We start from the raw sequence: 24,659 nt of genomic DNA, 5'->3' as shown, positions 1-24,659 counted from the left end.
AGCCCGCACAAAGCTGTGGCATCGGTAATCAGTAAACACGGGGGTGGTTCGGCATTGATACTGCTACATGAACATATTTGCGGAAGCATTTTGTCAGGAACTGGGCTGCGGTCGATAGAGGCGCTCACGCATCACCACCAGCAAATCGCATGAGTTCTGTCGTCCTGACCCTGGACGAAAACTAGATCGTCGAGTCGGCGTGCTTTCCAGATGAAGGCGGCGACACACCCCTTACGCAGGGTGTGGCTTTTACTTTGCCATTTCAAACGGGAAAACGTCATACACCCGTTAGGTTTAGCCGATAAATTAAGGACGATTTTTCGCTAACGATTTCACTGAAACATTCATTTGCCAAAACGATTTCAAGATCGAACATCAACGTCGGCTCGCTCGATAGCAGCAGAGCAGTGGTCGAAGGCACGTCACATTGCGCGCGAGTTGGACAAAATACTCGATGGCATCGATCCGAGGCACGCCGCCGTCATACGCGCGGCAACCGAACTCCGGCTCACGACCCGGCAAATCTACAATCTCCTCGCCCGCTATCGCACCGAGCGGACTGTCACGGCTCTGCTGCCTCGGCTTACAGTCAGCCGGCGCAAGAGATTGCCGACAAAGGTCGAGGAAATCATCGGCACGACGCTGCGCGAGCAATGGCTGACGCTCGAGGCGCCTCCTCTCGCTCCCGTCGCGGCTGAGATCCGCGCCCGGTGTGAGGAAGCCGGTCTTGCGCTACCTTCCTACGTCACGGTAGCGCGACGCATACCGGCGTTGTTTTCGCCTGAAGAGATTGCGAAGAAACGCTCCGCCAATCCGAAGCATCTGCTACGCCTCAAGCCGCGACCGGGCTATATTCATGCGCCGCATCCGCTCGACGTCTGCCAGATCGACCATACCCCGGCTGACATCAGTTTCGTGGAAGTTGTCGACGGAGCCGGCGTGTTCGTCGGTCGTCCTTATCTGACGATCGTCACCGATGTGGCGACACGGGCCATTCTCGGATTCTGTCTCACTTTGGAAAAGCCGTCAGTTCTATCTGTCGCGCTTTGCCTCGCCCAGGCCATCTGCCCAAAAGACGCATGGCTTGCCGCACGCAATCTCAATCACGCCTGGCCGATGTTCGGCCGTCCGCGTCTACTCGTCACGGACTCGGCGAAAGAGTTCAAGGGACACGCCTTCCAACGCGGCTGTGACGATTACGGCATCCGGATCCGGTATCGTGATCGTGGCCGCGTCCATCACGGCGGCGTTGTCGAAAGGCTGCTGGGCAAACTCAACGGCGTGCTCGCCACATATCCCGGTTCGTCGGGCCGCTCGGTGGCCGATCGCGACGAATATCCCTCCGAGCGACGCGCCTGCCTCAGCTTCGCCGACCTTGAGCGCTGTGTGGCGCTGGCGGTCATCGATCATAATTTCCAAGAAAATCCCAAGACACTGAAGGTGCCGTTTTCGGAGTGGCAACGCAACAGTACCGATCTGCCCGACTTCCGCGACGATCCGAAACGCGTGCTGCTGTCATTTTTGCCGGGGGCTGAACGGCAACTGTCACCGCAAGGGATCAGTATGTTCGCCTTGCACTATTATTCGCCGTGGCTCGGCATCTTGGTTCCCGAGCGCGACCGCCTCGGAAAGCTGGAGGTGCGATACGATCCCCGCGACATCAGCCATATCTATGTCCGCGACCCGGAAACACAACTGTTTCGACCGGTCGAGCGACGCGACGGTCAGCTGACACCGCTGACCTTGTGGGAACATTGGGCCGGGCGCGCGCATCGGCGCGCGATTAACCAGCGCTCAAGCGTCGAGAAGGTGGCACTTCGTCGTGAGATCGCCGCCATTACCGAGGCGGCCAAGTCTCCCAGGAGCCGGTTGCGGGCCGCGGTGCGCAGCGCGCATGCTGCGGCGGCAAATCCTCACGCAGTGACGGAGACACAAGCGACGGCTCCCGCGGAGCATCCAGTACGCCAGAAGAACCGGCTGCCGGTTGAGGACTGGTAGCAAGACATGCCGGATCATCTGCTTGACCACGTCCGGCCCTATCTCGATCGCAGTCGCGAGGAACGGATCGCCTATATCCGCGCCCCGCGATGGATCGGTCATCAGGTTGCGAAGGACAGCCGTCGGCGGCTGGCCGAGTTGCTGTCACGACCTCAGTCATTGCGAACTCACGGCCTGATGTTGATCGGCCCCTATGCCAATGGCAAGACGATGATCGCCGAGCGCTTCGCCGTCGAACATCTGAGAAACTCGTCCGAGCAAAGGGTGTGGATCGCCCAAACACGCGAGGGCGCCGGCCTCGGTCATTTCTACGCCAGCATTCTTCAAGCGCTCCGCGCTCCCGGTGGCGACTTGTGGGACGTCGGACGCAAGGCCGAGCAGTTGGATCACCTGCTGGCGACCCTCAAACCGAGGGTGCTGATTTTCGACGAATTCCATAATGCGCTGCGCGGCCGAGCGCGCGATGTCGAGGCTGTCTTTGCTTTCCTGCGGCGAATCGGCCGGCAATACGACATTTCGCCGGTGCTGATCGGGGAAGTCGCCATCTACGATTTTATCAACGCTACCAGCGAGATGGCGAGCCGCTTCGACCTGGTCGCGGTCCCTCGGTGGCAATATGACGAGAACTATCTGATGCTGCTCGACAGCCTCGAAGCCGCTTTACCACTTGCCCGAAACTCGGACTTGTCGAACCAGCCTATGGCGCGCCGGATCTACAGCCTCTCAGAAGGTTTGATCGGTGAGATCGTTGGCATCGTCACCAAGGCAGCCGTCGCGGCGATCAAATCCGGCGCCGAACGTATCACCAAGGCCGGCATCGACGAGCTACACCACATTCCGATCTCGCAGCGGCGCAACTCTGCTCTGCGTGAGAGCCTTCTATGACGGTGAACGATACCCTCGCGCCGGCAATCAGCATTGGCGAACGATATCGTGACGTCGTTTCTAACCGCTGGCCCGTTATCGTCGAGCCGCAGCCCGACGAGTTGCTGTCGAGTTGGCTGCACCGACTTGCCTTTGCCAATGGTGTTGCGCCTCGAGCGTTTGCCCGTGTGCTCGGGCTGGCGCCGGGAATGTGGTCTGCATCGCTTGATCTCAGGCTTCCAGGCGACATCGCAAGACAGCTCTATGCAAATACCGGCGTTTCGCTCGATCAACTCTCGGCGATGACATTGTCACATGCTCTTCCGAAGCAACTCTTGCTGCCGCTTCGCAACAGCGGGCGGCGCGATCGCTCGACCTGGCTACAATTCTGCTCGCAATGTCTTACCGAGAATTCGCAGCCCTATTTTCAGCGGCGATGGCGGCTGGCGTCCCGGATTGCATGCGCACTGCACGGCTGCAGATTGCGTGACCGATGCCCCTCCTGTCGCAGCCGGATTGCGAGTTTTGATCAGAGCCAACTTGTGCCGCAATATCGCTGTGCTTACTGCGTCTATGATCTACGTCGAGCATCAGTTATCGCCATCAGCCCGGGAGCAAAATGGTTCGACCGCTGTATCGACGATGTCTGCCAGCTGGAAGCACTGATCGAATCGCCTCCAGGCCGCACGCTCATTCGGCGTCTCTTGAGCCTGCCCAGTCTCGCTGACCTTTATTCGGCCAACGTCTTGACCGGGCTCTCCACCGCCGCGCGGACGCGCTGCTTCGAAAAAGTCACACGCCATCTCAGTGACTGGCTGATGGATGATGAGGATATGGGATTTAACGAGCGACGATATATAATTGCGCCTGCGGTCAGTCACAGCAGAGTGGTCGAGCTGCTTGCGGCGGCTCTCGCGCGAAAAAGAGGGCGGCGGATTGCAGCAAATGACCTCCACCCGGCGTTTAATTGCGCAGACCTGTTCAAAGCCTATGCACAGACTTCAGGCTCGATTTCGGTTGAGCGACGCATGAGGTTCCGCGCATCATGATCGCTTTCGCAATAAAGTGAAGCGAGAAGCGATCATGAGGATTACGTCCGTGAACTATCCCAGTCCCCTTGATCGGATGGCCTGCATCGTGCTTACGCCGATCCGCTTCGGCGCCTCAATCAAACCTCGTATTTTATATCACAGCATGACATATAGCCTTAGCAGCTCTCCACCTCCGTTAGGCAAATGATGTCATCGCGCTTCCGTAGACCGAAATTATTCCGCCGTTCCCGCGTCCTATGGGGGTCTTTCAATCTCTGGCGGCCGCGCCTGGTATTCTGGACTGGGGCTCTGGCGATCGGTGTGATCAGCGTCGGATTTGCCAAGCTTGCCGATCTGGCCCAGCGCACCTTTGCCGGCGTGACCCAATCGGGCGAGTGGACGTGGCTGCTGCCGCTCGTGATTACACCGCTCGGCTTCGTGCTTTCAGCTTATCTAGCAGCGACCGTGTTTCCCAATTCACAAGGGAGCGGCATTCCGCAGGCCATCGCCGCGCGACACCTGCATCACGATGAGGACCGCACGAAATTGCTGTCGCTGCGGTTAGCCTTTGGCAAGATCGTCCTGACCATATTGGGGCTCTTAAGCGGAGCCTCGATCGGCCGCGAAGGGCCGACGGTGCAGGTCGGTGCCTCCTTTATGTTGGCTGTTGCCCGCTTCGGCGGAATGGCGCAGGCAAAAGGGCTGATCCTTGCCGGATCGGCGGCAGGGATAGCCGCCGCCTTCAACACGCCGCTTGCCGGAATCGTTTTTGCCATCGAGGAGATGAGCCGCACCTACGAGGCTCGTGCCAATGGCCTCGTTCTGATGGCCGTCATCCTATCCGGTCTTGCCGCACTCGGCCTTTCCGGCAGCTACAACTATTTCGGCACCGCAGATGCCGCGCCGACCATGCTTCGAGATTGGATCGTCATGCTGATCTGCGGCGTTGGCGGCGGTGCACTCGGCGCCACTTTCAGCGGACTGGCGCTCTATGCGGGCATCCGCATCCGCCGTTGGGCGCAGCCGCAGCCGCTGAAGCGCATGTTGATCCTTGCCGGCCTCTGCGGCCTCGCCGTTGCCGTCATCGGCGTCGTGTCTGCCGGTCAGACATTTGGCACCGGCTATCAGCAGGCCCGTGGCGCGGTGGAAGGACATGCCCTGCCGCAACTGTTCTTTGTCGAGAAGCTGTTGGCGGGCTTCCTCTCGATGATCTCGGGCATTCCCGGCGGCATTTTCGCCCCGTCACTTGCCGTCGGCGCCGGCTTCGGCAGCACGGTCGGCACGCTGATCGGCGGGGGCGTGGCGCTTTCGGCAATCCTCGGCATGGCAGGTTATTTCGCCGGCGTAGTGCAGGCACCAATGACCGCCTTCGTCATCATTCTGGAAATGACCGGCGACCATCAGGCCGTCATCCCGATCATGGCGGTGTCGATGATCGGCTATGTGACCTCGAGGCTGCTCTCGCGCGAACCGCTTTATCACGGCCTGTCGCGGGTGTTCATTGCAGCAGCGATCCGTGCCCGACGCAATGTCGACAAAGGCTCCCAAATATGAGGGGCGGGATGATTATGCCCTTCGTTCAAGCAGTGTGGTCATCTCATAGTAACATACCCGTCGATTGAGTCTTCCTGTTAAGCCCAGTTTGTGGCTGGGTGCCAGGACCAATGCTCACCGCAGATCATTTTGCCGACTGTGGCGGCTGTTGTTGACGGGGTGCTAACGAAAACAAAAGGCTGGTTACGTTCGTTTTGTTCAAGCGAGAAAGATGCACCGTCACATCCTTCTGACGAAAGGAAGTCAGCGACCGGAAAGATTGTTCTGAGGGTAGATCGCCAGCAGGAAATAAGCCGCATGGAAAATGAGGTTTGTTCCAACATGCTGCGCACGAATCCGTTGTGCCGAACTCGCAGAAATGACGTTCACAGCGTGCCGAGCCTTCGGTCGTGGCAGATTGTTTTCGCGAAACATCACGATGGCCCAACGAGATCGAAATTGCCAGCCTTGGCAGATTGCCCGTCGATAGACACGGCGGGAAAAAAGAGAGAGCGGACAAAACTATTTACACTTTCCTATCCGCTCCAAGGCAGCCGAAACAGCAGAGAGAGAATAGGTATAGCTGGTTGCCGTTCCTCGTTTGGAGGGTATGCGGCGTCCACGCCCCATCGAATTTTCAGTTGCAGCGGTCTGAGGTTGATCTACGGGCCGTCAAATGAGCTCACCGAAGAGTACCTGACGAGCTCATTGTGAGGCTCTGATCCGTTGCGCATAAGCCCATGGCATCAGGGCGTCGATGTCTTTGGCGAGGTGGCCGTTTGCGAGGCGGGTGAAGAGGTCGCACAGATAGGCGTAGGGCTCAACGCCGTTCATTTTACAAGTGCCGATCAGGCTGGCAAACCGGGCCCAATTGCGGCCCCCTTCATCGTGCCCCGCAAAGAGCGCATTGCGGCGGTTCATGGCGGGTCGGCGGATCGCGTTTTCCACCAGGTTGGAGTCGATATCGACGTGGCCGTCGTCCAGGAACAGCCGGAAGCCGTCCTGCCGCGTTAGCATATAAGCCAGGGCTTTTCCGAGGTCAGACTTGCGTGAGATGCGCTTGGCTTGCGCTGCCAGCCAGGTGAAGAACTCGTCCACCAGCGGGAGGGACAGGTCCTGTCGAACTGCCCGGCGATGTTTGGGATCTGAGCCCCGGATACTGTCTTCGATCTTGTAGAGCGCGGCGATCCGCACCAGCGCCTCGTCGACGATGGGCGATCCACTCTTTGGCGTGGCCTTGATCAGCTTCCTGCGTCCGTGCGCCCAACAGAAAGCCAGCTTCAAGGGGTCGCCACCCATCCGGTCCGACGTGGCGAGGTGAGAGTAACCACCGTAGGCATCCACCTGGATTGTCCCGTTGAAGCCGTCGAGGATTTCAGCGGCATATTCGCCTTTACGCCCAGGTCGATAATGGAACACCACGCCCGACGGCGCGGAGCCATTCCAGCCGCGATCGTCACGCAACACGGCCCATAGATAACCGGTCTTCGTCTTGCCGCGCCCCGGATCCAACACCGGAGCCGTGGTCTCGTCGACATAGAGCCGCGCGCTTTCCGACAGCAGCCGTTCGGCCATGTGGTCGACCACCGGTGCGATTTCGCTGCCCGTGCGCCCAAGCCAATCGGCCAGGACCGTGCGGTCTATCGGCACCCCGTGTCGCGCCATGACTTCGGCCTGCCGGTTGAGCGGCATATGTTCGGAATGCTTGGAGACGGCAATCTCAGCCAGAAGGGCTTCCGTCGGCCAGCTCCCTTCCAAGAGATGCGCCGGCGCTCTGGCTTGGACGACGCCCGTTCGACCCTTGGGGCATGCGTATTTCGGGCGGATCGTGACGATCACCTCGTAGCGTGCCGGAATCCGGTCGAGCCGTTCCGTCCGATCTTCGCCGATCCGGACCATGTTGCCGCAACCACAGGGGCAGACAATACTGTCGGGCTCAATCACCTTCTCGACCCGCGGCAGGTGTTCGGGCAGTGCACGGGCCTTACGCTCCTTGCGAGGAGCGGCCTTTTCCGGATCGGATGCGCTGGCTTCGATCTTTTTCTCGACGGCGGCGATCCGCGCCTGTGTTTCGGCAATCGCCGTTTCAAGGTCTTCCAGCGCCAGTTCCATCTGCGCCGGATCGAGCTTTTCCGATTTCGGCCCGAACTTGGTGCGCCGATAGTCGTGAACCTGCCCCTCAAGCTTCTCGATCAGTTCCTTCAGCTCGGCGATGAAGGCGTCCTTTTCGGCCACCACAGCCTGCTCATGCTGACGCGCAGCACGCTCGACCGACAGCTCGAACTGCATCGCCGCAAAGGCTTTGATAACCTCTGGCGGAAGGTCCGGAAACAGGCTGAGATCAAGGCGCGACGACATGCGGCCTTATAGCAAGGCAGCACAAAAAAGCCAAATAAAACAATGCAAAGACGGCCGGATATTTACCCTGCCGCCGACGGCGCGGTCACCCGCTGTGCCATGACCCGTCGCCAGTCAAGACCTTCGAACAAAGCCTCATATTGACCCCTGGAAAGACGCATCGTCCCATCCTGAACCTTGGGCCAGGCAAAGTTTCCATGTTCAAGAATTTTGTAGGTTAGCACCATTCCGGTGCCATCCCACACCAGGATCTTCAGGCGATCCCCGCGCTTCGACCGGAAGATCACCGTCACCCCGGAATGCGGGTCGAGCTTCAACTCGGTCTGCACCATCAAGGCCAGCGCCTGATGCCCACAGCGGAAGTCCACCGGACGCGTTGCAATCAGGATCGGCAGTCGTTGGCCCGCGACGATCATGCCGTCCCTCGCATGGCTCGTACCAGAGCCGCCACACGTTCAACCGGCACATCGCCGGGAACCCGCATCACAACATCCGGGCCGATCTCCAACGTCAAGACCGGCCAACCCGCCTCCGGCAGCGGCGGCGCCAAAACATTCACCGCCTCGCTCGGCTCTGCCGCAACCGCCAAAGGCACAAATGCAGGCGCGGCATCGCCGCTCTCCGACAGGCCCGACATAGCCTCAAAAGGCAGGGCCAGAATGCCCTCGCGCACTTGCCGGCGCCACAAGGAAAGCTGGTGCGGCACAACGTCATGACGGCGCGCGACATCAACAACACGAACACCAGGCTCAAGGCTTTCCGCCACGATCCGCGCCTTCACATCATCCGGCCAGCGCCGGTTTCCGCGGCGCGGCTCGACAATTTCGTAGCGGCCAACAAATCCATCATCTGCCATGCCAATCTCCAGATAGTCCTGGAAACCTTCTCGCACACGCAGCAAGCCTCAAAATACAGCCAATCCAATGGGGCGGAGACGGCGCTTACTTTGGAGGTGGCATGCAGTTCCAATTTGTCGCCTGACTTCAGCGCCTGGATCATGGACGGTTGGTCAGCTTCATTCTGAACCCAGCCATGCCGATCCTTGGTGAACATCGCAAAGGTTTTACCTCCAATCACTGCCATCATTGGCGCACCTTGCTTGAGATCGTAGCCCGCCATCGCCTCCGGGACGTAGTCCTGCCCCGATGGATGCCCCACAATGAAGAAATTGTCGCCATGATCCACACTGGAGGGCATCTGAGCGATCGGCGTCGACAGGATGTAGCAACTCATACCGCCGTCGGACCTATACGAAAATGCGCCCCATGCGCCGAATTGATCGAGCCGGACAGGTGCCGCGGCGTGAGCTGCGGTGGCTGCGAACATAGTGAGAATTAGAGAGGCTGCAAAAATGTTGAAAGTCATCGTTTCCTATCATTTCTTCTGCCAAGGAAGCCCGTCGCGAACGTGCGCGCAGAAATCTCGTCATGCTTTCAAGCCTGCCGCTATTGAATGGCTCGTCGAGGGCAATTTCCTTCAAGATTGATTTGGGCCCAACTCGCCCATTTGAGTCGGAGCTTTTTCATAACTTAGATTTTATATCATGTCATGATATATTGTCCGTTCATGATCAGCCTGGGATCGTGCGGGCTTTCATTGGCCTCAAAATGGCTAGCGGACATCCACCCCGCACGAGATGCCGTCGAATGAGGAGCGTCTACAACTTTTCCTTGAGTCCTGAAGATATCAGGTACCAGTTGATGGGAAAGCTCGTAACGAACACACAAATCAAAGCGATCTGTGCCGCGAACCAGAACTCCCAACTATTGACGCCGGCCTTTTCGCCGGATGCTGCTGGGAAGATGAAAAGTTGGATGGCCGCCATCGCAGCAAATGGTGTCATCTTGCTGCGCGGTATCTCCTCGCTTTGCGTCTTGGCTTCAGCCATAGCCGCCCGCGGTCGCGAGACGCCCGAAGCGAAAACAGGCGACGACGAGAGGTATGGTTCCGAAGAGAGCCGAAACCGGCCAGACGACGTTCATAATCGCCATATGCTGGGGATGGCGCATGACGTCAGCAAAGACGAGCAGCGCCGAAAGAACCCTTACCCGAAGGCATAATGCGGAAGCCTGAAATCATCACGCATTTGGCGTCCCAGCAGCAAATTGGCCATCAACGGCAGATCGATCAGTGAAGTCAGCCGATTGCGAAGTGTAATTCTAAAATGGGTCTTCGGCACGAAATATGAGGCAAACCGGGCTGCCGTCTTCTGCTTGTTCTCCAAAAGAGGCATCATAGCCAACTGATAACGAGCAAGACCTGCCACAGGATTATCGCTTGCACGCGCAAGCTCGCCGGCAAGCACATAGGCTTCGGCCATCGCCAGTCCCGATCCTTCGCCGGCCAGCAGCGACACGCAAGCGGCGGCGTCCCCGAGCAAGGCGGTGCGGCCCTTAATCCAGTTCGGCATTCGAATTTGACTGACACGATCGAAGTAGATTTCTTTCGCCGTGTCCATCGCCTCCAATATTTTTCGACACTCCCAGCCGGCGCTGTGGAAAGCATCGCGCAGAACTGCTTTTCTCCCCGCGTCGGTGATCGGTACGCTGCCCGATTCTGGATCGCGATATACGAACAGAAAGAGTGTCGTATCGTCCCGCATCGAAAATCGCGAAACCTGTCTCCCTGGCTCCGCGTAGCTGACATAAGTCAGTTCCTCACGTGGCCGATATCCGCAAATCTCGAAGGCTGCGGCCTTGTAGCCCAAATAAAGCTCGAATTGCTCCTCCGGTCCGAACTGAAGGTTACGGACACACGAATGCAGCCCATCAGCGCCAACCACTACGTCGAAGTTGCGTCCCGGGCTGCGATCAAAGCCGACATGAACACCGGAAACGTCTTCGTCGATCGTGGCGATGCTATCGCCGAAGATCGTTTCAACCTTGCCGTCGATCGCCGCATAAATTACGGCCGCAAGGTCGCTTCTCCTTAAACTGACGAAACGCTTTTCCAACATCCGCCGTATCACGTCGGTGGTAAAACCGCCCCGCCGGCTGCCGTCACGACCGACGAACCGCACCTCGCGGACGTCATAGCCGCATTCCCGCAGACCAGGAACAATTCCCATCATTGTCGCGACATCAAATCCATGCCCCCAGAAGTCGATGATATATCCGCCTGACCGGGGCTCCGGGGCACGCTCTATCAGCACCGGCTCGTGACCGTACCGGTGGAGCCAATAGGCCAATGTCGATCCGGCAATGCCGGCGCCGCTGATCGCAATTTTCATGCACCACCTTTTCGTACATGTCAGGCCTGTTGGTTCTGGCTGCCCAGTCCTCACGCTTCCGGACGCTTCAGTTTATCTAGTCCAATTGGCGCGAACTCAGCCCAGTACGATAAGCGGCAGCTTGCTCAGTCCGAGCTGATTTTTGCTGTATTTTTATATCATGGCATGATATTGCGAAAAATCAAAAAATTACATGATTCTGAACATTGACTGAATAAGCGCTTGCCGTTGCGATATTTCTGGTAAAATTTCCGAAAATCGGGGAAATATAATTTCCCATCGCGCGAAAAGAAGAAATTGTGTTGCATTATGGCGAGATAATGCCAAGTTCCAAACTTAGGCTATTTTGTGGCGGAGACATTCAATGAAGCACCGCGTCCTCATTGTCGAGGATAACCCCCTGATCGCCATTGACCTTCAGGAGACCATCCACGAATTGGGGTATCCGACATCGGGGATTGCCCATGATTTCGACAGTGCAAGACGGTTGGCGCCGCACTCCGATTTTGCCTTGGTGGATGTAAATCTGAGCGATGGCGAAACCGGTCCCCGTATCGGCCGATATCTTTCCGATGAGTTCGGCATCGCCGTCGTTATGGTCACCGGCAACCCGGAAGCCGTGCACAGTGGCATTTCCGGCATTGTCGGCGTTGTTTCAAAACCCGTTACTCCGATCGTAATTCAGATGCTTCTGGAGTTTCTGCAGAGCCGGAGGAATGGAAAGTTCGGCTCGCCTCCATCTGCCCTACGATTGTTCGCACCAAACTAGGCTAGCAAGCCTCGGCGGCTCGAGCGAAGAACTGGAGGCGTGATGAATGAGCGTCAAGCGATAGCCGTCCTGTCGTCATACCTCGAGCATCTGCTGCGATTACAGGGCGTGCTCGATGAATACGGCGAGATTAAATTAGACAACGCTGGCAGGTTGCCGGCTGAGATACGAAACAAACTGGATGGCTTCATCGAGAATGTCGCGGAACTCAGGGGGCTCATCAACATCGGCCGTGACGCTCGCCGAGGCGAACCAATTTCTCCGGCAGTTGCCAATGCGGCTCGATTGATGGCCGAAGAAGTCTGTCGCCTGCTTTCCGAGAACGATGAGCTTCCGGAAGCCAGACTTCACTGAAACGACAAAATTCCAACGAGGCCGTTGAGGAGGAGCGGAAAGGGAAGTCATGGCTGCAAATCTGAATTCGCGTCAGCTCAATCTTTCCAAGCGTCTGAGCTTTTTAAGAGATTCAACAAGCAGCCGCTCATTTGCCAATATCCCTTCCAGATGGATCCTGGCAAGGCGTTCAATCAACTCTTCTCCGTCAGATGTAAGAGCGACAAGCACGCTGCGTTTGTCCTGGTCCGAAGGTACGCGCAGCACCAGGCCCGCCGCAACTAGCCTGTCAATGAGCTGAACTGCACCATGGTGTTGAACGAGCATCTGCTCGGCGAGCTCGCGCACCATGATCTGGCTTCCGGGGGCGGTTTTGATCACCAATAACGTCTGGTATTGCTGGGAGGTGACGCCCGCCTCCGAAACTGCTGCCTCGCTGAATGAGAGAAAGCGCCGCATGGCAAGCCTCATGCCAGCAAGGCCTTCGTAAACGGCGGGCTCGAGCGAACCGCCGGTCAAGGATGGATTCGATGTGAGACGTCTGAGCCGCTTTCCAGTGGGCATTCCGCAATTCCCTTTATTTATATCATTCAATGATATATTTTTACTGTGTCGACATTGGGAGAAGGTTCGCGGGCCTGCAGCGCCGGATGTTCGGGCGGGATAGGCTGTTTCCTCACTCGCTGCGCTCGCGAACCATAGTCCAAATCTTGGCGACAGAAAGGATCATCAGTTGGACGATCTCAATGTCAATATCGATGGGTCAATCGTGTTGGATCGCGATGTACGCTTCTTCGGATCGATCGCGGGAACGCTGACAGTGCCGTCCGGAAGAAAGTTCGAATTGCACGGAGACATAGGCCACGATCTCGTGGTGGAGAAGGGTGCGAGCGCAATCATCCGTGGAACGGTGCATGGTACAATTATCAACAAAGGCGGTGACGTTTTGCTGAGCGGCATTGCAGCGCAAATAGATGACCTTGACCCTGCCAAGCCAACTCAAAAAAATATTCATTGGTAAGCTTTGCCGCCTTCGGATTCCGCACCAGCCACGAGGCGGCGGCTGGCGCCGAGGGAAACATATATGGACCTTGTTTGATCCGCTACGACATAACGCGAAGAGGGGCGACGTGACGGTTTATCTCAGGGCACTCTATCGACTGCATTGCGAACCCAAAAAGAGCTTTGGTGACCTGGCCTACCTCATTCGGTGGCTGGATAGGCAAACACTTCCTGGCGAGGCGGCTTCGGACTGGGTGGTGATGCTGCTGAAGGTTGCCGAAAGCGATGGCCGGTCGGCTTACGTTTATGACCGGGGCGGTCCGGACCAGTGGACCGTAACGCTCACACGGACCAACGTTAAGACGCCGCCAATCTCGTGAGAAGCTCCGCGCAGGATTACTTCGACTTGGAAAATGAGCTTCCCGGACGCCTTGCAATCTTTTCTGCCAAAGGCCTGATGTTGATATGACCTTATTCTGGAACACATTCGCGATGTTTTCGGTCCTGGCGGTCTCGCCGTACGCATTGGCACTGCGACCAGTGCTCGCAGCAGATCGCTTGGCAGACTGCACGCAGGTGGTTGAGAAAATCCTGGAGAAAACATCCGGTCGGCTTTTATCATTCCGCCCTGGCAAGCAAAAATGTACCGTTATCATCCTCATTCGAAAAGAGGGCGAGCGTCCCGAGAAAATCGTCCTGCAAATCGATCGCGACCAGACGACCGACGACGTGCGATAGAGGTCCGGGGGCGAACGACTTCCTCGTCTTCGGAACTGTCACCTGCGGCTCCTTCCGTTCAGGGTCGCTGCGGTAGTGTCAATCCTCGTTAGCGCCGTCTTCACTCTCGCGCGACGACGATTAAACTAACAAGAGGGCCCTTGAGGTCGCATTAATGAAGACGGTCAGCGCCAGATTTCCATTCGAATACTTCATGTTAGATCCCGTGGTCTTCGAGGGTGCGGTCGCATGCAGAATCGGGCGCAAGGTAGTGCGGGAAAGGGTTCGCGACAGCGACGGCAAATCCTATCGATTTGTGGGATTGGCGCTTCGCGATGCCCAGGGCCGTCTCGATGTAGAAGTGCTCAGATCCGGCGAATGGATCGTCGCGCCTGATCTCGTTTATGCGTATGACCCGTCCCAGGCGGAGAAAGCCGTCCGTAGCTAATCGGGTTGATCGGAGCGGCGACGACAAGATTGCGGCTGCGACCCTAGTGATCGGCGCCTGAAAGGACAGAGTTGCATCGGCGTGGCCGGTTGCGCGGGCGAGTTCAATCGGCGAACCAGTCAAGACGAGCACTGAACAACACACCCGGAAAGGACCTACCGATGCGGTGTCGCAGCAGTCGATGCGCAAGGCGTTCGAATATATGAAATTTTGATAAACTACGTTGCCGCACGAATGGAATTTTTATGCTGCGCGCTCCATAATATCGTCAACTCCCGCATGCAACGCGCATGTGCGATAACCAATTGCTGTAGGCGCCGGTGTTCAAAGCTTTGATCCAGAAAAGCGTCGCCCGGTCGCAGTTTGGTGCTGTGTAATGCTGGCCTGTGAAAGCAGGTGACCTAGCACAAGGGGATATCGTTGTGAGTGCGCACGACCCGACATCAGGAAGCGATGGGACGCTTCTCAAAAGCTCCGATCCCATGGAAATGCTGCGACTGACGAGTGCTCCAAGTTTGGCTCGCTATCTGGCGACTTTTGTCATGACGGCGCTCGCAACAGCAGTGACGATTGGGCTTGACCGGGAAGTGACAATCCCAAACCTGTCGCTGATCTATGTCCTGCCTGTCGTCACCGCCGCTGTTGTTTTCGGATTGGGGCCCTCGCTCTTTTCGGCCGTGCTCGGCGCTCTCGCCTACAACTACTTTCTGACGGAGCCGCGCTATACTCTCATCGTCAATGATCCAGCCAACATATGGGCGATCGGATTGCTTTTCGTCGTTGGATGCATTGCGAGCGCCGTTGCATCGATGGCTCGACGAACAGCAGATGACGCAACATTCCTCAAGCGGCAGATGAGGATTCTGCAAACTCTTAGCCACGACATTCCTGCCGCGGAGGATACCAAGGCAATCGCTTCTGTCGCTGCCGATGCCTTGGCGGCCCTCTTCGGTGCGCCCGTCATCATCATGCTGATGGCTGACGCGGCCGTGGAGTTCGTCGACAGAAGCGGTGCCATCCAGCCAACCGAAATAGAGATGGAGGCGGCGCGTTCATCGCTGGCAACTGGCAAGTTGGTTGCGGCAGGTGTCTACCCGTTTGATGCCTCACGCTTTGATTTTTGGCCTGTTACGGGCCCGGGAACACAGCACGTGGTCATCGGCTTGGCATTTGAACCTGAAGACCGGCCCCCAAATCCTGGTAACTTGGTTGAGATTGTAGCAGGGCTTCTTTGGCTTGCTCTCGGTCGTCAACAGGTCCGTGCTCAAAGTCAGACAAAGGGTTGATTTCACGAAACAGACGTTGACGCAGCGTCCAATCGAGAGATCGGGCCCTGGTCATGCGTCCCCCGCGCCGCGGCCGATCTGACAATCAGTCCTCCCCCAGCGTGTTTTCCACCTCTCCCCCCGGCTCGAACGCCTGCCGGCTGAGCGGCCCGGCATCCTCCAATCGTTCGATGTCGGGCAAATTTGCAGCGTTTCCGACCCGAATGCCGACAGGAAATGCTTCGTTGTCACATAGGTGTAGGGCGCACCGCCGTCGGGTTGAACTTGCAGCGCTGGCAACGCCGCAGGATCGAGCGACGACAGGAATTCAGGTCATCAGCGCACCGCATAGCCGCGGCTTTCCCCAATAAGTTCCCATATATTGACCTTCTCGGAGCGCCCCTTTACCTGGGCCATGCCGAGCGATCGAAGTTCGAAGCGATCGGCAACAACATCGTGTATAGCCGCGCTCACCAGGATCGACGTGTTGAATTCCTTGTTCAATCCTTCCAGCCGTGACGCGACATTGATCGTATCGCCCATCGCGGTGTACTGCTGACGCGAAATCGCCCCGAAACTCCCCACGACCGCTGGGCCGGTGTGCAACCCAAACCGCGTGAACAGTTCTGGACGGCCATGCATACGATTGGTTTTGTTCAAGTCGTCAATCGCCGCTTTCATCGCAAGCGCGCATCGACAGCCGTTTTCGACATGTCGAGAATCTTGAACAGGGGCGTTCCACAATACGAAAATGGAGTCGCCGAGATACTGGACGACTGTCCCACCATGATGCTCGGCGATGGTATTCAACAGTTCGAAGTAGCCGGACAGTATATCGACCACGTCCTCGGGCGAATGTTGCTCGGATATGGTCGTGAAATCGCGGACATCCGTGAACAGTGCGGTCACATCCTGTCGCTTCGCCTTGACGACCGTTCCTGCTGCAGGATTGACGATCCGGCGAACCACTTCACGCGGAACATAGAGGGCAAATTGGCTGATAGCATGACGGCTTGCCGCGAGCGCCTTCGCCAGCGTGTTTATCTCGGTTATCCAGGAGTGGGACACACCTTTCTCGCCGACGTCCAGATCGCCGATCTTCCGGGCATCGTCCGCAAGTTGACGAAGAGAGCGGCCGATCACACGTGAAAGCATTACCGATGCAGCGACACCCGCGATTACGAAGGCGGCGGCAATGAAGAGATTGCGCACCAGCAGCCGATTGGCCTGTGCCACAAGATCGTTCAGCGGCACGACGATTGCGGCCTCGCTCCCAGTGAACAGACCCGACACGCTGACGGGGGTGATCTGCACGAGATAGCTTTCGCCATCGAGATCAACCCGTGCCAGGCCGCCGCTTGCATAGGCGGGATCCCGCCGCAGCCTGGCCACAGTTTCGAGGCTCGTCTCGAAACGGTTTGCTGTCGCGGCAAGGGCGCCAGCGCTTCTCGACCATGTTCCGAGGACCCTGGTCATTATGGCTGGGTCAGAATGGGCCACGATATTGTCGCCACCATCGATAATGTAAGCTCGCGCACGCGGCGAAATCTCCCGCGCGTCCAGCAGGCGACTGACGGTCTGCAGGACAACGTTGATGCCAACGACCACCTGACCATCGTCCCTCATCGGTGCAGCTATTGTGAGGGTCGGAGCACCGAGCGTTCGATCGACATAGGGTCCGATGGAAACCGGCACACCGTCTTGAACTACGGCTTGATACCACGGGCGTTCCCGCGGATCATACGATACATCCTCGATCTGCCGTTCCTCTATCGGTCTTGCTTCATTGTCGAGAAGCCGGAGCGTCGATATGACGTCCACCCTTTGCCTCCGTGCGATCGTTCTGATCGCGAAAGCTGTGGGGTTCGGCGCGGAGAGGGTCTCGCGAACATAGTTTTGCCCGGTGTTGATTACCTGAAGGTACGACCCGTCCGGGTACCCCGCGTAGATGCTGGTCGCGTTGGGGACGTTTCGTAGAACTTCCAGAAAGAACTCTTGCTTTGCCTGTAAATCTTGAGGCGGCGGGGAAACGAGCTGCGGCAGAGTCGATGCCAGCGCTGCCGCCTCACTGCCTCCCTCCAGCGTATTCCGGTATCCCTCGATCAACCGCAAGCTCATCTGGTGCATCTGCTGCACGCCCGCATGGACCGCAGCATCGCTTCCGTGGCTGAATGCGATCCAAATGATGGGCATCGACGTGCAAAGCAGCGATGCTACGACCAGGACGCCAAGATGCAATCTTAAGGGTTTAGACCAGCGCACGAGATTTTCCTTGAAATGTGGGCACGTATCCTCTCAATCCGTGTCTTGCCGCGCGGGAATGAGGATAACACACGATGGCAGCTAATTGTTTTTTGAGGGCTCACAGCCCCGTACAGATAGCTTGGCCGCTGCTCTTTCAAACATTGACCTGACACTGAAGTTTCATCCGGCGGCGATTAGAGCCTCGGCGGCCTACGGACTTAGATCTCAAAGCATCGGCGCTGCAGGAGCTTTGCATCCGTCATCTTGAACGGGGGATGGGACGCTCGCTCTGATTTGGCCGGGAGTGATGGATTTAATCTGTTGCAGCATAGAATGTCTTCGAGCAATTGCAGCTATGCCATCTGGACGGCTGAGGTTGACGTTAGCCTCTATTCAAGCCACCTCCCACCCGAACGTTCCTTGTCCGTCAAATTCTCCAGCTCCGCGAAGCGAGGTCGAGATTTGAAGTCTGACGTTTGGCGGAGATCAGCCGGATAGACACTGGAAATTCAGGGGCGGTTGCCTTATTTGCTTTCTACGGCGTGTGCTGCGTGCGCTGCGGGTTCCCCGAAATCGACGGAGACTTCGATCAACCTTCCAACCGGGAGCGCGAACCCATGTCTTCGACGCAAATGACAGGCCGCATTCAGTCCACCCTTCGCCACTTCCTGGATAACGAGGCATCGGGCGGTATTGTCCTGATGGCAATTGCAGTGCTCGCCATCATCGTCGCCAACTCTCCGGCCGACGATGCCTATTTCCATATTCTCGATGTCTACGTCGGGCCGTTGAGCCTTCAGCACTGGATCAATGACGCGCTGATGAGCGTTTTTTTCCTGCTCGTCGGCTTGGAGATCAAGCGCGAGATGCTGGACGGGCAGCTTTCGACATGGAGCCGGCGGATTCTGCCGGGCGCCGCCGCTGCGGGCGGTATGCTCGTACCGGCGCTGATCTACGTCGTCTTCAACCGCGGGCATGAGGCAGCATTGCAGGGCTGGGCAATCCCAACTGCCACGGACATCGCATTCGCCCTGGGCGTGATCTCGCTCTTCGGTCGACGCGTGCCGACATCGCTCAAGATATTCCTCGCTGCGCTGGCGATCATCGACGACCTCGGTGCCGTCATTGTCATCGCGCTGTTCTACACGGCCAAGCTCAATGTTCTGGCTCTTGCCGGGGCGGCGATCGTGATCGGCAATCTGATCATCTTCAACCGCATGGGTGTCAAGGCGCTGTGGCCATACCTGGCCCTCGGCATCGCTTTGTGGATCCTCGTCTTCGCATCTGGCATCCATGCTACGTTGGCGGGAGTCATGCTTGCATTGACGATCCCCCTCAAGAGAACACCCGGCACGCCTGAGGCCTCACATCATGAATCGCCGTTGCATAGGCTGGAGCACCGCCTTCATAAACCCGTCGCCTTTGCCATCGTCCCGATCTTCGGCTTCGCGAATGCCGGCGTATCCTTTGCCGGCACGTCCCTCTCCATCCTCGCGGAACCTCTCACCCTCGGTGTTGCTGTTGGGCTTGTCCTTGGAAAGCTCATCGGCGTGCTCGGCACTGTTGCGGTGTTGGTGAAACTCGATCTTACGGACCTGCCCGCCCAGGCAAGTTGGGGACAAATGGTTGGAACCGCTCTTCTGTGCGGTATCGGCTTCACCATGAGCCTGTTCATCGGTCTGCTGGCTTTCGAGGACCCCGCTCTTCAGGACAAAGTCAAAATTGGTATCCTTGCCGGATCCGTCCTCGCGGGTGTGGCCGGATCCATCCTCCTTGGTTTGTTCGGCCGGCGCAGTGCGCGGAGCGTGGCCACGCCCGCTTCTGAATAAGGATGGGTGCGGCGCCGTCGATAATGATGTCCCACGTCCAAAGCCAAGGTGCTTGTCGCCGGTGTTGCGATGCGGTTGCCTAATCGTCGCCGGCATCCCGATCAATCGCTTCATCCTGCTCATCTGAGGCTATAGGGATCTCGTCATCGAGCAACCTGCCCTTGCTGAGCAACCCGGCATCCTGAAGCGCCTCGAAATCCGGCAGGTCACGCAAACTCTCGAGCCCAAAATGCGACAGGAAGATCCTCGTGGTGACCAGCGTATAGGGCGCGCCCGGCTGCGGGCTGCGCGGACCGGAAGACACGAAGTCGAGCGACCGCAGATGGGCGATCGTATCGCGGCTGACCTCCTTGCCGGTGATCTTCGAGATTTCGCCGCGGGTAATCGGCTGATGATAAGCTACGATCGCCAGCACCAGCAGATCGGCCTGTGACAGCGGCCGGACTAGCGGTTCAAGATCCGTCACGCCGCGGATGGCTTCGACGAATCGCGTGCGGGTGCGATGCTGCCAGCCGCCGGCGACCGCAACGAGTTCGTAGGGCCGGTCGCGCGGCTCGTGGCGAATGTCGTCGATCAGCAAATCGATGCTGCAGTTCCGCCCGACCAGACGGACCAGTGTCTCGCGCGACACCGGCTCGGCGTTGGCGAAAATCATCGCCTCGACCCTCCCCATCCATTCGCGCCAGCGCAGCTCCGCCGGCAGCTCTTCGAGCTCGATGTCGAGTGGGGCGGTGGGTTGTGCGCGTCGTGCCATGTTAGAGCCCGTAGAGCCGGAAGGTCGGCCGTCCTGTCAGTTCGCGTGCGCCGCCGAGCGCCACCAGGCGGTCGAACAGCCGCCGGCTTGATCGGTCGCTGGTCGTCTGGCCGGTTTTCGCCGGCTGCGCATCCTCCCTGATTAGGATCGCCACCATTGTGTCGGCCTCCTTGCCGCGTAACTGTGGCGCCACGGTGAGCAGACGCAGCATCCTACGAGAAAGATCCGCATAAAGATCGAGGCTTGCAGCGGCACTGCGCGCATACGCCAAATGGCAGCCTTCGATCCACGCCTCTGCCCTGCCCTCCCGCAGCGCCCGCCAGTCGGCGGGCCGCAGGGCGCTCGACAACAGCGATGCGGGCGCCGGCCAGCCAAGACGTTTGGCGAGCACCGCGTCCGCCAGCCACATGGCCAGCGGCCGGGCATCCGGCCGGCGTCGCGTGACGTCCAGCGCGGTCACGGCCGCCGCTCGCACCGCATCACCCTGCCCGCGGACTTGATGGGCGGCCATCTCCAGAGCTGCCGTCAAGGCGGTGCCGGCGGCAAGCTCAAACAAGGCCGGCAGGCGCGCCGCCCATTGCTCCGGGCGCAGGGCGCGCGGATCGCCAAGGGCACGGAAGGCGCCGAGCAGCCGGCCCGTGGGACCGGGATCGCCGCCGGCCGGCGTCAGATACCAGTAATCGCGCAGCGCGGCCTCCGCTTCCGGGCGCCCTTGCTGCCGTGTCAGCACGGCCGCGCAAGTCAGCGCCAGACGTTGGCGCCAAAGAATTCCAAGCGGGTGCGCATCACAAGCCGCCGGATGCAGGGCCGCGAGCGCCGCACCAGCGAAATAGGCCGCGTCGTCATGGACTTCGCCCGCGGATGGAAGGCGCGCCCAGCCGGGGACCGGCGGGTAGCTTGCGGGTGGATCGGGTATGATTCGTGCGCGCGGAGCCATATCCAAGGCTAACACGCGGCGGCGCTTTAGGCTATATATTACCGTTGAAACCGCCGCGCCCGTCGGTGGATGAAAACGTCCGATAATCTTGCCTTATCGGACGTATTGTGTTTTATATAGAGAATGGCCGTTTTCGCGGTCCTCAACCCCGTTAGCGCATGCTTGCCGGGCTGAGCGTCGCCAGAATTCGCGTCCGCAGGTGTCGCCTGCGTCGCAGGTCATTAGGTAGATTATATATATCAAGGAACCTGGACACCTGCAATGGCGCTGAGCATCAAAGACCCCGAGACGGAGAAGCTCGCGCGCGCACTCGCTGCGCGCACCGGCGAAACCATCACCATCGCGACGCGGCGCGCGCTGGAAGAGCGCCTCAAGCGTATGGGATCGCAAGCGAAGAAGGCTGCCCTCCTCGACGACATGGAGGCGATGCGGCGACGCTTGAGCGCTCTGCCGGTTCTCGATGATCGCAGTCCGGATGAAATCATCGGTTACGACGAAAACGGTATTCCGAACTGATGGTGATCGATACGTCAGCGATCGTCGCGATCTTTTTCAATGAACCGGATGCCCTCTACTACAGCGAACGCATTGCCGACGATCCCATCCGGCTGATTTCGGCGGCAACGCTCGTCGAAGCCGCGATGGTCATCGAGGGGCGCTTCGGCGAGGCAGGCGGAGCAGAACTCGATCTCTGGTTGCACAAGACCAATCTGGAGGCCGTTGCGGTGACCTCCGAGCATGCCGACCAGGCCCGCCGGGCCTGGCGCCGCTACGGCAAGGGTCGCCATCCTGCCGGCCTGAATTACGGCGACTGCTTCTCCTATGCCCTCGCCGCGCTGACCGGCGAGCCGCTGCTCTTCAAGGGGAACGACTTCAAACAGACAGATGTCGAGGCGGCATGAAGAATAGCGGCGAAATCGTTCTTGAGACGGAGCTGCCGAAGGCTCCGCCCTCCCCTGCCCCGCAGCCGGCGTCCGGCCTACCGGGTCATCTGCAAGATCTCACCGATCGCGCGCGCGGCTATGTCGAGGCGGCCAGCTCCGCCAACACACGCCGCGCCTATGCCAGCGACTGGAAGCATTTTTCCGCCTGGTGTCGGCGCTCGAACCTGACGCCCCTTCCAGCCGATCCACAAATCGTCGGCCTCTACATCACCGCTTGTGCGTCCGGCACCGCCGAACGTGGTATGAAGGCCAACTCTGTGTCGACCATCGAACGGCGGCTGTCCGCCCTCACCTGGAACTACACGCAACGCGGCATGCCGATCGATCGAAAGGATCGCCATATTGCCACCGTTCTTGCCGGTATCCGCAACACCCACGCCACCCCACCCCGCCAGAAGGAAGCGGTGCTGCCGGAGCAACTGATCGCCATGCTCGAAACCCTGGATCGCGGCAGCCTGCGCGGCCTGCGCGATCGGGCGATGCTGCTGATCGGCTTTGCCGGCGGCCTGCGCCGCTCCGAGATCGTTGGGCTCGACCTCGGCCGCGACCAGACCGAGGACGGGCGCGGCTGGCTCGAGATCCTTGACAAGGGCCTGCTCGTCACCCTGCGCGGCAAGACCGGATGGCGCGAGGTCGAGATCGGCCGCGGCTCGTCCGATGCGACCTGCCCGGTTGTCGCCGTCGAGACCTGGATCAAGTTCGCGCGGATTGCCAAGGGTCCTCTCTTCCGCAGGGTGACGGGTGAAGGCAAGGATGTTGGGCCGGATCGGCTGAACGATCGCGAGGTCGCTCGTCTTGTCAAGAAGACGGCGCTCGCGGCCGGCGTCAGGGGCGACCTCAGCGAACCGGAGCGAGCGGAGAAATTTTCGGGTCACTCGCTGCGCGCCGGCCTCGCCTCCTCCGCCGAGGTCGACGAGCGCTACGTGCAGAAACAGCTCGGCCATGCCAGCGCGGAAATGACCCGCAAATACCAGCGCCGCCGTGACCGCTTTCGCGTCAATCTCACCAAAGCCTCAGGGCTTTGAGGCCCCCTCCCCTGCTCGCTATGAAATCGTTAGGTCAAAATTGCGTGTCGGATTTTTAGCTTACCGCTTCAATTGAAATTGTTAGCTAAAAGCCACACAGGGGCAGCGACGCTCTCTCGCTGAATGAGCCGGCTGCGGATAACATTTCGCATTTCCGGCTTTTGCTCCGGCCGATCAATGGCTGCCATCAGAATGGCGACCGCCATCTGCCCCATCTCCTCCATCGGCTGCTCGATCGTTGAAAGCGGCGGCGAGCAAAATGCACAAACGGGCGAACCGTCGAAGGAGACGATCGAGAGGCCGCCCGGAATCGACAGTCCCATCCGCTGCACCCGACTCATGAAAGAAATTGCCATATCATCGCTGGTAGCAATGGCTGCTGTAGGTTTATCCGCAAGCGCGGCAAAATCGCTCGCCGCCTGCAGGCCGATGTCAAAACCGTGCTGATAATCCAGATTGCCGCCCGAGCGAACCACCGCAGATTCTGACAATCCTGCTTCCTGGAGTGCCTCAACGACACCGCTAAAACGCTCGAGATCATGATAGTTGTTCTCTGGGCCAGCAAGATAGAGAAAGCGGCGATGGCCAAGATGGATAAGGTCGGCCGTCGCATCCCGCACCGCCTCGCGATCGTTGGTGACGACGCTCGGCACACCGGCATCACTCATGTCGAGCAGCATGGAAATAGTCGGCAAGCCAGCATTGGCAAGAGACCGACCGTCGACTTCCGGCAGCTTCGACGAGAGAATGATGGCGCCTCGAACGGTGCCACCGAAGGCGAGATCGAGAATATGTCGCTCAGATTCCGCGTCGCGGCCGAGATTGGCGATCATCAGGTTATAGCCGTTCTGCAGCAAGGCTTTGTTGATGCTTTGCAGGACTTGCGGAATGACCTGGGAGACGCCGTAATAAAGCGAGCCGGGCAGAATGATCATGATCGTATTAGATTTTCCGACCCGCAGGCCGCGCGCCATGGCATTCGGCGTGTAGCCCAATTTCTTGGCAGCCGCATCGATCCTGGCACGTGTCTTCTCGTTAACACGACCGGGATTGGCAAGTGCCCGGCTGACCGTTGAGATCGCCACCCCTGCCAATCTCGCAACATCGGCCATCAACGGCCCTGACTGCTCCTCCATCGGCATGCCTTTGTTTTTTCTCAATTTTTATGTTCCTTCCCGATACCTGTTACATGGGATGCTACGGCAGTCGCAGCCCTTTAGCAAACGTTTGCCAAAAATCGCTTGCATAAAAAAACGACTTGGCTACTATCTTAGCATGGCAAACGATTGCCAATTGCAGCGCATTGAAATTATTAGAGATTATTTGCTGCGGACATCGCCTCAGCAAGCGATCCTCTATGCCCAGAGAACGGATAGCGT

The 24,659-nt window shown here is 58.6% G+C and carries 26 protein-coding genes and 1 pseudogene; 15 read left to right on the top strand and 12 right to left on the bottom strand.

The features are described 5' to 3' along the window. The first annotated feature begins 348 nt into the window (after nt 1-348). From CCGE525_RS23365 to CCGE525_RS23350, 4 genes are all read left to right on the top strand, one after another. Nucleotides 349-1,998 carry a Mu transposase C-terminal domain-containing protein gene (locus CCGE525_RS23365; RefSeq protein ID WP_120706750.1) on the top strand — a complete coding sequence of 550 codons (1,650 nt, stop codon included), beginning with the start codon at nt 349-351 and terminating at the stop codon, nt 1,996-1,998. 6 nt (nt 1,999-2,004) lie between these two features. Beyond that, nucleotides 2,005-2,883 carry a TniB family NTP-binding protein gene (locus CCGE525_RS23360; RefSeq protein ID WP_120706749.1) on the top strand — a complete coding sequence of 293 codons (879 nt, stop codon included), beginning with the start codon at nt 2,005-2,007 and terminating at the stop codon, nt 2,881-2,883. Then, nucleotides 2,880-3,911, top strand: a complete 1,032-nt coding sequence (locus CCGE525_RS23355; protein WP_120706748.1) for a TniQ family protein — start codon at nt 2,880-2,882, stop codon at nt 3,909-3,911. The genes CCGE525_RS23360 and CCGE525_RS23355 overlap by 4 nt, the downstream gene beginning before the upstream one ends. A 189-nt stretch (nt 3,912-4,100) precedes the next feature. Next, nucleotides 4,101-5,447 (top strand): chloride channel protein, encoded by a 1,347-nt coding sequence (locus CCGE525_RS23350; protein ID WP_120706747.1) that lies wholly within the window; start codon nt 4,101-4,103, stop codon nt 5,445-5,447. A gap of 684 nt (nt 5,448-6,131) precedes the next feature. Here CCGE525_RS23350 and tnpC read toward each other — a convergent pair. The 6 genes from tnpC to CCGE525_RS23320 all read right to left on the bottom strand — a co-directional run bounded on the left by tnpC (nt 6,132) and on the right by CCGE525_RS23320 (nt 11,013). Next, entirely contained in the window at nt 6,132-7,784 is a 1,653-nt protein-coding gene (tnpC, locus tag CCGE525_RS23345) for an IS66 family transposase (RefSeq protein ID WP_120702553.1), read from the bottom strand. Between the two features lie 62 nt (nt 7,785-7,846). Next, nucleotides 7,847-8,200, bottom strand: coding sequence for an IS66 family insertion sequence element accessory protein TnpB (gene tnpB, locus CCGE525_RS23340; protein ID WP_028005268.1), 354 nt, complete (start codon nt 8,198-8,200; stop codon nt 7,847-7,849). Beyond that, a complete protein-coding gene (gene tnpA, locus CCGE525_RS23335) occupies nt 8,197-8,640 on the bottom strand; it encodes an IS66-like element accessory protein TnpA (RefSeq protein WP_120702554.1) in 444 nt (147 codons plus the stop codon). The genes tnpB and tnpA overlap by 4 nt, the downstream gene beginning before the upstream one ends. Next, entirely contained in the window at nt 8,562-9,149 is a 588-nt protein-coding gene (locus CCGE525_RS23330; protein WP_205587507.1) for a hypothetical protein, read from the bottom strand. The genes tnpA and CCGE525_RS23330 overlap by 79 nt, the downstream gene beginning before the upstream one ends. Before the next feature lie 292 nt (nt 9,150-9,441). Further along, entirely contained in the window at nt 9,442-9,672 is a 231-nt protein-coding gene (locus CCGE525_RS23325) for a DUF4396 domain-containing protein (protein ID WP_245472270.1), read from the bottom strand. 156 nt (nt 9,673-9,828) lie between these two features. Continuing rightward, complete coding sequence (locus tag CCGE525_RS23320; protein WP_120706746.1) at nt 9,829-11,013, bottom strand: FAD-binding domain; 1,185 nt, start codon at nt 11,011-11,013, stop codon at nt 9,829-9,831. A 364-nt stretch (nt 11,014-11,377) separates the two neighbouring features. Here CCGE525_RS23320 and CCGE525_RS23315 point away from each other — a divergent pair, with 364 nt between their 5' ends. Together CCGE525_RS23315 and CCGE525_RS23310 are read left to right on the top strand one after the other, a co-directional pair. Then, nucleotides 11,378-11,782: a response regulator gene (locus CCGE525_RS23315; RefSeq protein WP_120706745.1), complete on the top strand. Its 405-nt coding sequence runs from the start codon at nt 11,378-11,380 to the stop codon at nt 11,780-11,782. Between the two features lie 42 nt (nt 11,783-11,824). Further along, nucleotides 11,825-12,136, top strand: a complete 312-nt coding sequence (locus CCGE525_RS23310; protein WP_120706744.1) for a hypothetical protein — start codon at nt 11,825-11,827, stop codon at nt 12,134-12,136. A gap of 72 nt (nt 12,137-12,208) precedes the next feature. On the opposite strand, the gene CCGE525_RS23305 is transcribed toward CCGE525_RS23310, so the two are convergent. Continuing rightward, the gene (locus tag CCGE525_RS23305; protein WP_425375911.1) at nt 12,209-12,634 is read right to left on the bottom strand and encodes a MarR family winged helix-turn-helix transcriptional regulator; all 426 of its coding nucleotides are present in this window, start codon (nt 12,632-12,634) and stop codon (nt 12,209-12,211) included. 214 nt (nt 12,635-12,848) lie between these two features. Between CCGE525_RS23305 and CCGE525_RS23300 the strand changes: the two genes are divergently transcribed. From CCGE525_RS23300 to CCGE525_RS23280, 5 genes are all read left to right on the top strand, one after another. Then, nucleotides 12,849-13,136, top strand: a complete 288-nt coding sequence (locus tag CCGE525_RS23300; RefSeq protein ID WP_120706742.1) for a hypothetical protein — start codon at nt 12,849-12,851, stop codon at nt 13,134-13,136. Nucleotides 13,137-13,245: 109 nt separating this feature from the next. Continuing rightward, nucleotides 13,246-13,497, top strand: a complete 252-nt coding sequence (locus tag CCGE525_RS23295) for a hypothetical protein (RefSeq protein WP_162950277.1) — start codon at nt 13,246-13,248, stop codon at nt 13,495-13,497. A gap of 85 nt (nt 13,498-13,582) precedes the next feature. Further along, nucleotides 13,583-13,855 carry a hypothetical protein gene (locus tag CCGE525_RS23290; protein ID WP_120706740.1) on the top strand — a complete coding sequence of 91 codons (273 nt, stop codon included), beginning with the start codon at nt 13,583-13,585 and terminating at the stop codon, nt 13,853-13,855. A 154-nt stretch (nt 13,856-14,009) separates the two neighbouring features. Continuing rightward, on the top strand, nt 14,010-14,282 hold the full coding sequence (locus tag CCGE525_RS23285) for a hypothetical protein (protein WP_120706739.1): 273 nt from the start codon (nt 14,010-14,012) through the stop codon (nt 14,280-14,282). 422 nt (nt 14,283-14,704) lie between these two features. Then, nucleotides 14,705-15,568 (top strand): DUF4118 domain-containing protein, encoded by an 864-nt coding sequence (locus CCGE525_RS23280; RefSeq protein WP_162950276.1) that lies wholly within the window; start codon nt 14,705-14,707, stop codon nt 15,566-15,568. 85 nt (nt 15,569-15,653) lie between these two features. Here the strand turns inward: CCGE525_RS23280 and CCGE525_RS39070 are convergent. Together CCGE525_RS39070 and CCGE525_RS23270 are read right to left on the bottom strand one after the other, a co-directional pair. After that, nucleotides 15,654-15,826 (bottom strand): annotated as a pseudogene (locus tag CCGE525_RS39070) (SMC-Scp complex subunit ScpB); the annotation flags it as partial. A 57-nt stretch (nt 15,827-15,883) separates the two neighbouring features. Continuing rightward, nucleotides 15,884-17,809, bottom strand: coding sequence for an adenylate/guanylate cyclase domain-containing protein (locus tag CCGE525_RS23270; RefSeq protein ID WP_120706737.1), 1,926 nt, complete (start codon nt 17,807-17,809; stop codon nt 15,884-15,886). A gap of 599 nt (nt 17,810-18,408) precedes the next feature. On the opposite strand from CCGE525_RS23270, the gene nhaA reads away from it, so the two are divergent. Then, nucleotides 18,409-19,620 (top strand): Na+/H+ antiporter NhaA, encoded by a 1,212-nt coding sequence (gene nhaA, locus CCGE525_RS23265; protein ID WP_120706736.1) that lies wholly within the window; start codon nt 18,409-18,411, stop codon nt 19,618-19,620. Between the two features lie 79 nt (nt 19,621-19,699). On the opposite strand, the gene scpB is transcribed toward nhaA, so the two are convergent. Next, complete coding sequence (scpB, locus tag CCGE525_RS23260; RefSeq protein ID WP_120706735.1) at nt 19,700-20,374, bottom strand: SMC-Scp complex subunit ScpB; 675 nt, start codon at nt 20,372-20,374, stop codon at nt 19,700-19,702. 1 nt (nt 20,375) lies between these two features. Continuing rightward, entirely contained in the window at nt 20,376-21,311 is a 936-nt protein-coding gene (locus CCGE525_RS23255) for a DUF1403 family protein (protein WP_120706734.1), read from the bottom strand. Nucleotides 21,312-21,572: 261 nt separating this feature from the next. Between CCGE525_RS23255 and CCGE525_RS23250 the strand changes: the two genes are divergently transcribed. From CCGE525_RS23250 to CCGE525_RS23240, 3 genes are read left to right on the top strand one after another with little or no spacing between them, the layout of a single operon-like run. Next, on the top strand, nt 21,573-21,827 hold the full coding sequence (locus CCGE525_RS23250; protein ID WP_007538500.1) for a type II toxin-antitoxin system VapB family antitoxin: 255 nt from the start codon (nt 21,573-21,575) through the stop codon (nt 21,825-21,827). Then, complete coding sequence (locus tag CCGE525_RS23245; RefSeq protein ID WP_120706733.1) at nt 21,827-22,213, top strand: type II toxin-antitoxin system VapC family toxin; 387 nt, start codon at nt 21,827-21,829, stop codon at nt 22,211-22,213. Before CCGE525_RS23250 ends, CCGE525_RS23245 begins: the two co-directional genes overlap by 1 nt. Next, nucleotides 22,210-23,280, top strand: a complete 1,071-nt coding sequence (locus tag CCGE525_RS23240; protein WP_120706732.1) for a site-specific integrase — start codon at nt 22,210-22,212, stop codon at nt 23,278-23,280. Before CCGE525_RS23245 ends, CCGE525_RS23240 begins: the two co-directional genes overlap by 4 nt. 68 nt (nt 23,281-23,348) lie before the next feature. On the opposite strand, the gene CCGE525_RS23235 is transcribed toward CCGE525_RS23240, so the two are convergent. Continuing rightward, nucleotides 23,349-24,440 carry a LacI family DNA-binding transcriptional regulator gene (locus CCGE525_RS23235; RefSeq protein ID WP_120706731.1) on the bottom strand — a complete coding sequence of 364 codons (1,092 nt, stop codon included), beginning with the start codon at nt 24,438-24,440 and terminating at the stop codon, nt 23,349-23,351. Nucleotides 24,441-24,659: the final 219 nt, after the last annotated feature.

This window comes from Rhizobium jaguaris, assembly GCF_003627755.1.
In the GTDB taxonomy this organism is placed as follows: domain Bacteria; phylum Pseudomonadota; class Alphaproteobacteria; order Rhizobiales; family Rhizobiaceae; genus Rhizobium; species Rhizobium jaguaris.
Note: the sequence above shows the minus strand (reverse complement) of the source record. Positions and strands in the feature narration are given on the sequence as shown.

Bases quoted from the DNA above. Each gene is read 5' to 3' on its own strand.
- CCGE525_RS23240 (WP_120706732.1), top strand. From the start codon at position 22,210: ATGAAGAATAGCGGCGAAATCGTTCTTGAGACGGAGCTGCCGAAGGCT.
- CCGE525_RS23310 (WP_120706744.1), top strand. From the start codon at position 11,825: ATGAATGAGCGTCAAGCGATAGCCGTCCTGTCGTCATACCTCGAGCAT.
- tnpB (WP_028005268.1), bottom strand. From the start codon at position 8,200: ATGATCGTCGCGGGCCAACGACTGCCGATCCTGATTGCAACGCGTCCG.
- CCGE525_RS23250 (WP_007538500.1), top strand. From the start codon at position 21,573: ATGGCGCTGAGCATCAAAGACCCCGAGACGGAGAAGCTCGCGCGCGCA.
- CCGE525_RS23255 (WP_120706734.1), bottom strand. From the start codon at position 21,311: ATGGCTCCGCGCGCACGAATCATACCCGATCCACCCGCAAGCTACCCG.
- tnpA (WP_120702554.1), bottom strand. From the start codon at position 8,640: ATGGCAGATGATGGATTTGTTGGCCGCTACGAAATTGTCGAGCCGCGC.
- CCGE525_RS23325 (WP_245472270.1), bottom strand. From the start codon at position 9,672: ATGGCTGAAGCCAAGACGCAAAGCGAGGAGATACCGCGCAGCAAGATG.
- CCGE525_RS23360 (WP_120706749.1), top strand. From the start codon at position 2,005: ATGCCGGATCATCTGCTTGACCACGTCCGGCCCTATCTCGATCGCAGT.
- nhaA (WP_120706736.1), top strand. From the start codon at position 18,409: ATGTCTTCGACGCAAATGACAGGCCGCATTCAGTCCACCCTTCGCCAC.
- CCGE525_RS23315 (WP_120706745.1), top strand. From the start codon at position 11,378: ATGAAGCACCGCGTCCTCATTGTCGAGGATAACCCCCTGATCGCCATT.
- CCGE525_RS23245 (WP_120706733.1), top strand. From the start codon at position 21,827: ATGGTGATCGATACGTCAGCGATCGTCGCGATCTTTTTCAATGAACCG.
- tnpC (WP_120702553.1), bottom strand. From the start codon at position 7,784: ATGTCGTCGCGCCTTGATCTCAGCCTGTTTCCGGACCTTCCGCCAGAG.
- CCGE525_RS23320 (WP_120706746.1), bottom strand. From the start codon at position 11,013: ATGAAAATTGCGATCAGCGGCGCCGGCATTGCCGGATCGACATTGGCC.
- scpB (WP_120706735.1), bottom strand. From the start codon at position 20,374: ATGGCACGACGCGCACAACCCACCGCCCCACTCGACATCGAGCTCGAA.
- CCGE525_RS23290 (WP_120706740.1), top strand. From the start codon at position 13,583: ATGACCTTATTCTGGAACACATTCGCGATGTTTTCGGTCCTGGCGGTC.
- CCGE525_RS23350 (WP_120706747.1), top strand. From the start codon at position 4,101: ATGTCATCGCGCTTCCGTAGACCGAAATTATTCCGCCGTTCCCGCGTC.
- CCGE525_RS23285 (WP_120706739.1), top strand. From the start codon at position 14,010: ATGAAGACGGTCAGCGCCAGATTTCCATTCGAATACTTCATGTTAGAT.
- CCGE525_RS23330 (WP_205587507.1), bottom strand. From the start codon at position 9,149: ATGACTTTCAACATTTTTGCAGCCTCTCTAATTCTCACTATGTTCGCA.
- CCGE525_RS23355 (WP_120706748.1), top strand. From the start codon at position 2,880: ATGACGGTGAACGATACCCTCGCGCCGGCAATCAGCATTGGCGAACGA.